The sequence below is a fragment of the Thiomonas sp. TH-17 genome (assembly GCF_057473305.1).
This window is the reverse complement of sequence record NZ_JBYCKI010000248.1, coordinates 1-11,095: the sequence shown is the minus strand read 5'-3', so window position 1 is coordinate 11,095 and position 11,095 is coordinate 1. Positions and strand designations below refer to the sequence as shown.

The 11,095-nt window shown below is 65.2% G+C and carries 9 protein-coding genes; 1 reads left to right on the top strand and 8 read right to left on the bottom strand.

The window, feature by feature from the left end; genetic code table 11:
- A partial coding sequence (secA, locus tag AC2VLV_RS14435) for a preprotein translocase subunit SecA (protein WP_486990640.1) occupies window positions 1-2,195 on the bottom strand: 2,195 nt, incomplete at its 3' end.
- Between the two features lie 173 nt (window positions 2,196-2,368).
- Between secA and AC2VLV_RS14430 the strand changes: the two genes are divergently transcribed.
- The gene (locus AC2VLV_RS14430; protein ID WP_486990639.1) at window positions 2,369-2,809 is read left to right on the top strand and encodes a DciA family protein; all 441 of its coding nucleotides are present in this window, start codon (window positions 2,369-2,371) and stop codon (window positions 2,807-2,809) included.
- 15 nt (window positions 2,810-2,824) lie between these two features.
- Here the strand turns inward: AC2VLV_RS14430 and lpxC are convergent, their stop codons facing one another.
- The 7 genes from lpxC to murG all read right to left on the bottom strand — a co-directional run bounded on the left by lpxC (window position 2,825) and on the right by murG (window position 10,971).
- Window positions 2,825-3,751 (bottom strand): UDP-3-O-acyl-N-acetylglucosamine deacetylase, encoded by a 927-nt coding sequence (lpxC, locus tag AC2VLV_RS14425; protein WP_486990638.1) that lies wholly within the window; start codon window positions 3,749-3,751, stop codon window positions 2,825-2,827.
- A gap of 309 nt (window positions 3,752-4,060) precedes the next feature.
- A complete protein-coding gene (gene ftsZ, locus AC2VLV_RS14420) occupies window positions 4,061-5,248 on the bottom strand; it encodes a cell division protein FtsZ (RefSeq protein ID WP_486990637.1) in 1,188 nt (395 codons plus the stop codon).
- 97 nt (window positions 5,249-5,345) lie between these two features.
- Window positions 5,346-6,590 (bottom strand): cell division protein FtsA, encoded by a 1,245-nt coding sequence (gene ftsA, locus AC2VLV_RS14415; RefSeq protein WP_486990642.1) that lies wholly within the window; start codon window positions 6,588-6,590, stop codon window positions 5,346-5,348.
- Between the two features lies 1 nt (window position 6,591).
- Complete coding sequence (locus AC2VLV_RS14410) at window positions 6,592-7,410, bottom strand: cell division protein FtsQ/DivIB (RefSeq protein ID WP_486990636.1); 819 nt, start codon at window positions 7,408-7,410, stop codon at window positions 6,592-6,594.
- Complete coding sequence (locus tag AC2VLV_RS14405; RefSeq protein WP_486990635.1) at window positions 7,407-8,438, bottom strand: D-alanine--D-alanine ligase; 1,032 nt, start codon at window positions 8,436-8,438, stop codon at window positions 7,407-7,409. The genes AC2VLV_RS14410 and AC2VLV_RS14405 overlap by 4 nt, the downstream gene beginning before the upstream one ends.
- A gap of 8 nt (window positions 8,439-8,446) precedes the next feature.
- Complete coding sequence (murC, locus tag AC2VLV_RS14400) at window positions 8,447-9,865, bottom strand: UDP-N-acetylmuramate--L-alanine ligase (RefSeq protein WP_486990634.1); 1,419 nt, start codon at window positions 9,863-9,865, stop codon at window positions 8,447-8,449.
- Window positions 9,862-10,971, bottom strand: coding sequence for an undecaprenyldiphospho-muramoylpentapeptide beta-N-acetylglucosaminyltransferase (gene murG, locus AC2VLV_RS14395; RefSeq protein ID WP_486990641.1), 1,110 nt, complete (start codon window positions 10,969-10,971; stop codon window positions 9,862-9,864). Before murG ends, murC begins: the two co-directional genes overlap by 4 nt.
- Window positions 10,972-11,095: the final 124 nt, after the last annotated feature.

Sequence of the window (11,095 nt, the reverse complement as noted above, 5' to 3'; positions counted from 1 at the left end):
TTGAGCGGCAGCTCGATCTGCCATTCATCGCGCAGCACTTTTTCGAGGCCGGGAATGTCCCACTGCTCTTCCATGCTCTGCTCGGGCACATAGGCGCGCACCAGATCGGTGAACGCACCCTGGCGCAGCGAGGTGATCTGCTCGCTGACCTCGGTGGAGTCGAGCAGTTCATTGCGCTGCTGATAAATGATCTTGCGCTGCTCGTTGGACACGTCGTCGTATTCGAGCAGTTGCTTGCGGATGTCGAAGTTGCGCGCCTCCACCTTGCGCTGTGCGCTTTCGATCGAGCGCGTCACCATGCCGGCTTCGATGGCTTCGCCCTCGGGCATTTTCAGCCGTTCCATGATGGCCTTGACGCGGTCGCCCGCGAAAATGCGCATCAGCGAGTCGTCGAGCGACAGGTAAAAGCGCGTGGAGCCGGGGTCGCCTTGCCGCCCGGAACGTCCGCGCAACTGGTTGTCCACACGGCGGCTTTCATGCCGCTCGGTGCCGATGATGTGCAGGCCGCCGGCCGAGAGCACCTTGTCATGCAGCGACTCCCATTCGCTCTTGATGGTGTGGACCTTGGCTGCTTTTTCCTCGTCCGAGACGTTGGGATCGGCCTCTATGATCTCGCACTGCTTTTCCACATTGCCGCCGAGCACGATATCGGTGCCCCGACCGGCCATATTGGTAGCGATGGTGATCATGCCGGGCCGACCGGCCTGCGCCACGATCTCGGCTTCACGCGCGTGCTGCTTGGCGTTGAGCACCTGATGCGGCAGCTTTTTCTGATGCAGCAGCATCGAGAGTTTTTCGCTGCTCTCGATGGAGGTGGTGCCCACCAGCACCGGCTGGCCGCGCTCGTGACAGTCGCGGATGTCTTCGGCCACCGCCAGATCGCGCTCGTGCGAAGTCTTGTAAACCTTGTCCTGCGCATCCTTGCGGCGGATGGGCTTGTTGGTCGGAATGACCACGGTTTCGAGCTTGTAGATTTCCTGGAACTCGAAGGCTTCGGTATCGGCAGTACCCGTCATGCCGCCGAGCTTGGCGTACATGCGGAAGTAGTTCTGGAAAGTGATCGAGGCCAGCGTCTGGTTCTCGCTCTGGATGTCCACGCCTTCCTTGGCTTCCACCGCCTGATGCAAACCGTCGGACCAGCGGCGGCCCGCCATGATGCGGCCGGTGAACTCGTCAACGATGATGACCTCGCCGTTCTGCACCACATAGTGCTGATCGCGGTGGTAGAGGTGATTGGCGCGCAGCGCCGCATACACATGGTGCATCAGCGCGATGTTGGCCGCGTCGTACAGCGTGGTGCCCGGCGGAATCAGCCCCATTTCGGTGAGAATGGCTTCGGCCTTCTCATGGCCCGACTCGGTGAGAAACACTTGATGCGCTTTCTCATCGACGGTGAAATCGCCGGGCTTCTCCACACCTTTGCCGGTGATCGGATCTTCCTCGCCGATCTGGCGCTCCAGCCGCGGGACGATGACGTTGATCTTTTTGTACAGATCGGTGTTGTCGTCGGCCTGGCCAGAAATGATCAGCGGCGTGCGCGCCTCGTCAATGAGAATGGAGTCCACCTCGTCGATCAGCGCATAGTTCAGCCCGCGTTGCACCCGCTCGGCCGGCTCATACACCATGTTGTCGCGCAGGTAATCGAAGCCGTACTCGTTATTCGTGCCGTAGGTCACATCGGCGGCGTAGGCCGCCTGTTTCTCCGGCTTGGTCATATTGGGCAGGTTGATGCCCACAGTCAAACCGAGGAAGTTGTAGAGGCGGCTCATCCACTCGGCATCGCGCCGGGCCAGGTAGTCATTCACTGTGACCACATGCACGCCCTTGCCTGAGAGCGCGTTGAGGTAAACCGGCAGCGTGCCCACCAGGGTTTTGCCCTCACCGGTACGCATTTCGCCGATCTTGCCGTAATGCAGCGCCATGCCGCCGATCATCTGCACGTCGAAGTGGCGCATCTTCAGCGCCCGCTTGCCCCCTTCGCGCACCACGGCAAACGCCTCGGGCAGCAGATCGTCGAGACTGCGGCCATTTTCGACTTGCTGGCGAAACTCTGCGGTCTTGGCCTTGAGTTCATCATCGCTGAGTTTTTCGAATTGCGGTTCCAGGGCGTTGATGCGCTCGACCACGCGCCGGTACTGGCGCAGCAAACGTTCGTTGCGGCTGCCGAACAGACTGGTGAGGAATTTGACTGGCATGGGAAGGCGGACTCCAGGCCCGCAGTCTTTGAGTGTGGTTTTGAGGGAAGCCCGCAGCGACAGACGCGCGCCCGACTTTCCGAGAACATTTCATTGTATGCGTGCGTTTTTACCGTCCGCAGGCTGGCACAATGGGGGTGGACTCCAGGATTTCCAGTCTGTTCCCTCTTCCCATGCCCACCCAACGTCCATCCGCCGCCGTGTCGTCGGCGCCTTTCATCCAAAAAGGCGCCGCATCGTTATCGGCCTGGGCACGCGTTTCTCCCCCCATAGCCGCGCTGCGCGACGCCGCCACGCTTTCGCACCAGATGTGGCAATCCGCCCGTCCGCTGCTGCCCCCGGCATTGCTGGACGGCGTGCAGGCGGGGCGCTGGCAGGACGGGGTGTGGAGCCTGACCGCCAGTTCGAGCGCGGTGGCCGCCAAGCTCAGTCAGTTCAAGCCCACGCTGCTGAGGCACTTGCAAGACCGCGGCTTCGCCCTGCGCGACATGCGCATCCGGGTGCAGCCGCGGGGAGAGCGTGGGCCGCAGACGGCGACGACGACGACCAAACCACCCTCTTGCCCGGCTGAGGTCAAGGCAAGGCTGCGTCAACTGCTGGAACAGGCCGACTAGGGCCTGCTAGCGCGGTCAAAAAGCGAAGGTGGGAACGGCGCGAAAACCCGCCGGGGCGCGGGTGGCGTCTTCAAAGCTGACGATTTCAAAGCTGGATTCATCGGCAAAGAGTTCGCGTAGCAGCAGATTGTTGACCATGTGGCCGCTACGGAACGCGCTGTACGCGCCGATCAGCGCCTTGCCCGCCACGTACAGATCGCCGATGGCATCGAGCGTCTTGTGCTTGACGAACTCATCGTCGAAGCGCAGCCCTTCCTGGTTGAGCACGCGGTATTCGTCCATGACGATGGCGTTTTCCATGCTGCCGCCCAGCGCCAGCCCGTTGCTGCGCAGGGTTTCGACATCGCGCATGAACCCGAAGGTGCGGGCGCGGGCGATGTCTTTCACATACGAGTCGCGTCCCAGATCGAACACGGTCGACTGCGCGGTCTGATCGACGGCGGGGTGATCGAAATCGATGTCGAAACTCAGCTTGAAGCCATCGTAGGGCTCCAGTCGCGCCCATTTCTGGTCGCTGCCCTGCCCCAGACGCAATTCGACGGGCTTTCGCACCCGGATGAATCTTTTCGGCGCGTTTTGCAGCGCGATGCCGGCCGATTGCAGCAAATAAACGAACGAAGACGCCGAGCCGTCAAGAATGGGGATCTCTTCGGCGGTGACGTCGATATACAGATTGTCGATACCCAGACCGGAGCAGGCCGACAGCAGATGCTCGACGGTGTGGATCTTCACGTCGTCGCGCCCCAGCGTGGTCGCCATGCGCGTATCCACCACGGCAAACGGACTCAGCGGAATTTCGACCGGCTCGCTCAGATCGGTACGGGTGAAGACGATGCCCGTATCGGGCGGTGCCGGGCGCAGGGTGAGTTCCACCCGCTCACTGCTGTGCAGGCCCACGCCGACAGCGCGGTTGACGGATTGGATGGTGCGTTGCGCCAACATGTCAATAAATTATGAAGACTCTAAATTTGATTGCGAGATGCTATGCATTCTAGGTGCCAAGCCTGAATTCTGCTGAAGACCCTAAAGGAGCACCGAGGCGCTTTCGGCCCACGTTTTTGGCCCGCGTTGTCGGCCCTGACAGGGAGGTGATCTGTCAGGGCGCGGCAACGCCTCGGCTCCTGCGCGGCGGCGACAAACCCATGCGGAGTCGGGTCACTCCGTCGGGGGGACGGGCAGGCCCTGCGGTACGGCCCATGCCGCCACAGTGCATCACCGCGTCCCGTCACCGGGCGCGTTTCGCGGAAAGGTTCAGTCCGCCTGCTTGCGCAGGAAAGCCGGAATTTCCATTTCCTCCATACCGCTTTGCATCAGCGCGTTCACATGCGCCGACGGTGCGCCGCGGCCACTACGCCAGATCGCCGGACTTTGATACGGATCCGCGCCGGTCTGGCCGCCATAGCCCTGCGTGCGCAGCGGCATGTTGTCGGTGCCGGTGCGGATGATGGTGAGTTCCGGCGCGGCCTTTTCGGCCTTGCCGCACAAGCCCGTAGCCAGCACAGTGACGCGCAACGAATCGCCCATGGTCGGGTCGTTGACCGTGCCGAAAATGATGTTGGCTTCCGGCGAGGCATAGGCGCGGATGGCGTTCATCGCCTCGCGCGTTTCGCCCAGGCGCAGCGAGTCGTCGGCAGTGATGTTCACCAGCACGCCCTTGGCGCCCGAGAGATCAACGCCGTCGAGCAGCGGGCAGACCACAGCCTGCTCGGCCGCCAGACGGGCGCGGTCGGGGCCGCTGGCCATTGCGGTGCCCATCATCGCCTTGCCCGGCTCGCCCATCACGCTCTTCACGTCCTCGAAGTCGGCGTTGATCAGGCCCGGCACATTGATGATCTCGGCAATGCCGCCCGTGGCATTCTTCAGCACGTCATTGGCCTTGCCGAAGGCCTCTTTCTGGCTGATGTCGTCGCCATACACCTCCAGCAGCTTTTCGTTGAGCACGACGATGAGCGAATCGACATTGGCCTCCAGCTCGGCCAGTCCCTGCTCGGCGTTAGTCATGCGCTTGGAGCCCTCAAAGTCGAACGGGCGCGTCACCACGGCCACCGTAAGAATGCCCATTTCGCGGGCGATCTTGGCGATCACCGGCGCGGCGCCGGTACCAGTGCCGCCGCCCATGCCGGCCGTGATGAACAGCATGTGCGCGCCTTCGAGCGCATCACGAATCTGGCCGCGCGCCTGATCCGCCGCCTCGCGCCCGACCACCGGCTTGCCGCCAGCGCCCAGACCCGTCTTGCCCAGCTGCAGGAACTGATGCGCGCCCGAGGTCTTGAGCGCCTGCGCATCGGTGTTGGCGCAGATGAACTCCACCCCACGCACGCCCGAGGCGATCATGTGTTCGACCGCGTTGCCGCCGCCACCGCCAACACCGATCACCTTGATGTTGGTTCCCTGGTTGAACGCGCTTTGGGCGTCGTTCTCGATCATTTCAAAAGCCATGTCACACCTCCGTTAAAAACCGGCTGACGCACCCTACGCCCGCCGAACACACTCTGCGCGGCCACACCCGGACCCTCCGGGCGCCGCCCCGCAGAACTCAAAAATTCCCTGCAAACCACTCGCGCAAACGTCCCAGCGAGCCCTTGACCGAACTGCTCTTCTGCGCAATGCGCGCGCCGCGCTGCCGCTGGTGCAAGGCCTCGGCCAACAGCCCCATGACCGTGGCCATGCGCGGATTTCGCACCATGTCGGCCAGCGGGCCGGTGTAGCTGGGCGCGCCCACGCGCACCGGCTTGAGGAAGATGTCTTCCGCCAGTTCGACCATGCCGGGCATCTGCGCCGAACCGCCGCAGAGCACCACGCCGGAAGACAGCACATCCTCGAAGTGCGAATCGCGAATGACCTGCTGCGCCAGAGCGAAGATCTCCTCGGTACGCGGCTCAATCACGCTGGCGAGCACCTGGCGCGACAGCATGCGCGGCCCACGGTCGCCCAGCCCCGGCACCTCCAGCGTCTCTTCGGGATTGGCCAGCACCTGCTTGGCGATGCCATGCTCGATCTTGATGTCCTCGGCATCTCGCGTGGGCGTGCGCAGGGCCATGGCGATGTCGCTGGTGACCAGTTCTCCGGCCACCGGAATGATGGCGGTATGGCGGATGGCGCCTCCGGTATAGATGGCGATGTCGGTCACGCCGGCGCCGATGTCCACCACCGCCACGCCGAGTTCCTTCTCATCCTCGGTGAGCACGGCGTGGCTCGACGCCAGCGGGTGCAGCACCAGTTGCTCGACCTCCAGGCCGCAGCGGCGCACGCACTTGATCACGTTCTCTGCCGCGGTCTGCGCCCCGGTGACGATGTGCACATTCACCTCCAGCCGCACGCCGCTCATACCCACCGGCTCTTTCACTTCCTGGCCGTCGATGATGAACTCCTGCGGCTCGACCAGCAGCAGGCGCTGATCCGCCGGAATGTTCACCGCCTTGGCGGTTTCGATCACCCGGGTGACGTCGGCCTGCGTGACTTCGCGATCCTTGATGGCCACCATGCCGTGCGAGTTCTGCCCGCGGATGTGGCTGCCGGTGATGCCGGTGATCACATGAGTAATCTTGCAATCGGCCATCAACTCGGCCTCTTTCAGCGCCGCCTGGATGGACTGCACCGTCGCCTCGATATCCACCACCACCCCGCGGCGCATGCCCGCGGTCGGCGCCTGGCCCATGCCGACGATCTTGAAGCCCGCCGCCGGGTTGTCTCGATCGGCCAGCATTTCAGCCACCACCACCAGCACTTTGGACGTGCCGATGTCCAGCGCCACCACCAGATCCTTGTAGTCCTTGGCCATGTCAGTCATTCCTCCCCGCGGGTTGCGGCGTCTTGTTCGTTGTCTTGTTCATGCCCGGCAGATCCACACCTTGCAGATGCACGGCGAATCCGTTGGGATAGCGCAGATCGACGCTGTCGATGGCACGCCCATAGCGGGTTTCGAGCTGCGGCATCAGGGTCATGAACTGTTTGAGGCGGGTCTGCGTCGCCACGCTGTCGGGCGCACTGCCCAGGTCGATGCGCAGGCCAGAGCGGGTCTGCACGCTCCAGTTGCCGCCGCTACCTTGCGCCAGCGTGGCGACGGTCTGATGAAATTCCTGCATCAAGGGCTGCAAGGTCTGGCTCATCTGCAAGACCTGCGCGCTGGTTCCCGCCGGGCCGCTGAACTGCGGCAAGCCCAGCCCCTGGACTTCGCCGAGGTTGGCGGTGAACGCCTGCCCCTGCGTGTTGACCAGTTGCGGCGCGCTGCCCGGCTCGCGCCAGATGGCCACCGGCTGCTGCGCCTGCAGCGTGACCGCCAGTTGCATCGGCCACAGCCGCTGCACCACAGCGGTACGCACCCACGGCAGGCTCTCGAACACCCGCTGCGCCTGCGCAAGATTGATGGTGAGGAAATTGCCCTGCAACTGCGGCAAGGCCTCGGCCCGTACCGTCACCGGGCTGATGCGCTGCAGGTCGCCCTGAAGCCGCACTGCGCGGATGTCCCACCAGTTGCGCTGCATCAGCCAGTGCCCGGCCACGAACAGGCAGCCGAGCGCCACCAGCCAGAACAGGGCACGCGAGGTGCCTTGCATCAGGCGGATGTCGAGCGGGAGTTCGCGCGGGGCGTAGTGGCTCATCGGTCGCCCTTCTCGCCACCGGCCGGGGGCAGCGCAGGCGAAGCCGATGCGTGGAGGTCAACCCCCTTATGCGGTTGATCGAGCGCCGCCATGCTGAGAATGAGCAGGCACAGATCGGCATATTCCAGCCCGGCCACGCGCGCGGACATGGGCACCAGCGAATGCGAGGTCATGCCGGGCGAGGTGTTGATCTCCAGCAGGAAGGGCTGGCGGTCGGTCGCGCGAATCATGACGTCGGCCCGCGCCCAGCCGCGGCAGCCCAGCGTGCGATAGCTGCGCAAGACCAGATCCTGAATGCGCGCTTCTTCCTCGGCAGGCAATTCGCTTGGGCAGATGTAGCGGGTGTCGTCGCTGAAATACTTGTGTTCGTAGTCGTAGTTGCCGTCCGGGGCGACGATGCGGATGAGCGGCAGCGCCCGCGCCTGATCGCCCGCGCCGATCACCGCGCAGGTCACTTCGTCGCCCTCGACGAACTGCTCCACGAGCACCCGGCTGTCGAAGCGTGCGGCTTCGAGATAGGCGGCTTGCACTTCGGCCTCGCTGTCGGCGCGCTTGAGACCCAGCGTGGAGCCTTCATGCGTGGCCTTGAAAATCAGCGGAAAGCCCAGATCGGCCGCAGCCGCGCGGGCCTCGATGAGCGTGCCCACCTCGCGCCACTTGGGTGTGGACAGGTTCTCGAAATGCCACAGCCGCTTGGTCATGGCCTTGTCGATCGCCAGGGCCGAGGCCAGCACGCCCGGCCCGGTGTAGGGAATGCCGAGCAGTTCCAGCGCGCCCTGCACCGTGCCGTCTTCTCCCCAGCGGCCATGCAGATTGATGAACGCGCGCTGCGCACCAAACGACTTGAGCGCCGCCAGATCGTCCACCGACGGATCGAAGGCAAAGGCATCGACCCCGCGTGATTGCAGCGCCGCCAGCACGCCCTTGCCCGACATCAGCGACACCTCGCGCTCGGCGGAAAGCCCGCCCATGAGCACCGCGACGCGGCCCAGGCCACGCGGATTGATCTGGGGCCATGTGGTGGTCATCCATGCGGTCATTTCGCGTCTCCCTCTATGCCGCCCGCCAGCGCCACCACTTGAGCGGCCACGGCGCCGATGGAACCCGCGCCCATGCAGATCAGCACGTCACCCTCGCGCGCCATCTCCAGTATGGCTTGCGGCATGTCGGCCACAGCTTCGACGAACACCGGCTCGGTCTTGCCGGCCACGCGTACCGCACGCGCCAGGCTGCGGCCGTCGGCCGCGACCAGCGGGGCTTCACCAGCGGCGTACACCTCGGCCAGCAGCACCGCGTCGGCCTCGCCGAGCACTTTCACAAAGTCTTCAAACAGATCGCGGGTGCGGGTGTAACGATGTGGTTGGAAGGCAAGCACCAGCCGCCGTCCCGGAAAGGCGCCACGGGCCGCCGCCAGCGTGGCCGCCATTTCAACCGGATGGTGGCCGTAATCGTCGATCAGTGTGAAGCGCCCGCCGTGGTGAGCCGCCACTTCGCCATAGCGCTGGAAGCGCCGACCCACACCGGTGAACCCGGCCAGCGCCCGCTGGATGGCGGCATCGTCCACGTTCAGTTCGGTGGCGATGGCGATGGCCGCCAGCGCGTTCTGCACGTTGTGCCGCCCCGGCAGGTTGAGCGTGACGGCCAGCGGCGGCAGCTGTACGCCATTGCGACGCAGCACGGTGAAGTGCATCTGCGCGCCCTCGGCCCGCACGTCGATGGCGCGCACCTGTGCATCCTCGGCGAAGCCATAGCTGGTGATGGGCTTGGAGATGAACGGCATGATGCCGCGCACCGCCGCGTCATCCACGCACAGCACCGCGGCGCCGTAGAACGGCAGCCGGGCGATGAAATCGACAAAGGCATGGCGCAGCCGGGCCGGGTCGTGGCCGTAGGTGTCCATGTGGTCGGCGTCGATATTGGTGACCACAGCCATCACCGGCAGCAGGTTGAGGAAGGAGGCGTCGGATTCGTCGGCCTCGACCACGATGTATTCGCCCTGCCCGAGCTGGGCATTGACCCCGGCGCTGTTGAGCCGCCCGCCGATCACGAAGGTCGGATCGAGCCCGCCCTCGGCCAGCACGCTGGCGACCAGGCTGGTGGTGGTGGTCTTGCCATGCGTACCTGCAATCGCAATGCCGCGCTTCAGGCGCATCAGCTCGGCCAGCATGACCGCGCGTGGCACCACCGGAATATGTCGTGCGCGTGCCGCGAGAACCTCGGGGTTGTCGGCGCGCACCGCGGTGGAAATCACCACGGCATCGGCATCCTGCACGTGAGCGGCGTCGTGCCCGATGGCCACGCGCAGGCCCAGCTCGCGCAGCCGCCGCACCGTGGCGCTCTCGCTCAGATCCGAGCCGCTGATGGCATAGCCCAGGTTGTGCAGCACTTCGGCAATGCCGCTCATGCCGGCGCCACCGATGCCGACGAAATGAATGTTGCGAATGGCGTGTTTCATCGCCCCTGCCCTTGCCTTCCTGTTCCTTGCCTCGTTTCGCGTCCCGGCAGCAGGGCGTTGCAGCCCTCCACGACAGCCTGCACCGCATCGGGCCGCGCCAGGCCGCGCGCGGTCTGCGCCAGTTGCAGCAGGCGCGTGCGGTCCAGGCTTTGCAGCAGTTCGGCCAGCCCTTGCGCGCTCAGGTCGCGTTGTTGAATCAGCAGCGCCGCATCGCGGCCTGCGAGAAATTGCGCGTTCACCGTCTGGTGATCGTCGACCGCGTGGGGAAACGGCACGAACAGCGCCGCCACACCGGCGCAGGCCACTTCGGTCACGGTCGAGGCGCCGGCGCGGCAGATCACCAGATCGGCCTGCGCATAAGCCGCGGCCATGTCGTCGATGAAGGCCATGCAGTCGGCTTGTACACCGGCGTCGGCATAAGCCTGTTGCAGGGCCGGCAGATGCTTGGCCCCGCTCTGATGACGCACCTGCGGGCGTTCGCCCGCGGGCAAAAGCGCCAACGCCTGCGGTACCAGCGAGTTGAGCGCCTGCGCGCCCAGGCTGCCGCCGACCACGAGCACCTGCAGCGGCCCGCTGCGACCGGCGTAGCGCTGCTCGGGCGATGGCAAGGCGCAGATCTCCGCACGCACCGGATTGCCCACCCACTGCGCACCCGGCAGCACCTCGGGAAACGCGGTGTAGCTGCGGTCGGCCAGGCGCGCGAGCACCTTGTTGGCCAGACCGGCGACGGCGTTCTGCTCATGCACCACCAGCTTGGCCCCAGCCCACACGCTCATCAAGCCACCGGGAAAGGCGATATAGCCGCCCATGCTCACCACCACATCGGCGCCAACGCGCCGCAAGCCGCGCAAAGCCTGCCAGAAGGCGCGCAGCAGGTTGAGCGGCAGCAACAATTTGGTCAGCAAACCTTTGCCGCGCAGGCCACCGAAGCGAACCCAAAGCATGTCGAAGCCGTGGCGCGGCACGAGCTGCGCCTCCATGCCCGTGGGCGCGCCCATCCAGTGCACCGTCCAACCCGCCGCGCGCAAGCCCTCACCCACGGCAATGCCGGGGAAGATGTGGCCGCCGGTGCCGCCCGCCATCACCACCGCCACCGGGGCGCCCAAAGCTGCAGTAAACAAGGCGCCGGGCCGCCCCAAGCCTTGTTCCGCCCCCTGGGGGGGGAGCGCCGCATCGCGGCGATCTCGGGGGGGGCGTTCCGCCCACAAGGCGCCGGGCCGCCCCAAGCCT

Coding starts and splice junctions, on each gene's coding strand:
- lpxC (WP_486990638.1), bottom strand. CDS start 3,751: ATGTTGGCGCAACGCACCATCCAATCCGTCAACCGCGCTGTCGGCGTG.
- ftsA (WP_486990642.1), bottom strand. CDS start 6,590: ATGGCCAAGGACTACAAGGATCTGGTGGTGGCGCTGGACATCGGCACG.
- ftsZ (WP_486990637.1), bottom strand. CDS start 5,248: ATGGCTTTTGAAATGATCGAGAACGACGCCCAAAGCGCGTTCAACCAG.
- AC2VLV_RS14410 (WP_486990636.1), bottom strand. CDS start 7,410: ATGAGCCACTACGCCCCGCGCGAACTCCCGCTCGACATCCGCCTGATG.
- murC (WP_486990634.1), bottom strand. CDS start 9,865: ATGAAACACGCCATTCGCAACATTCATTTCGTCGGCATCGGTGGCGCC.
- AC2VLV_RS14405 (WP_486990635.1), bottom strand. CDS start 8,438: ATGACCACCACATGGCCCCAGATCAATCCGCGTGGCCTGGGCCGCGTC.
- AC2VLV_RS14430 (WP_486990639.1), top strand. CDS start 2,369: ATGCCCACCCAACGTCCATCCGCCGCCGTGTCGTCGGCGCCTTTCATC.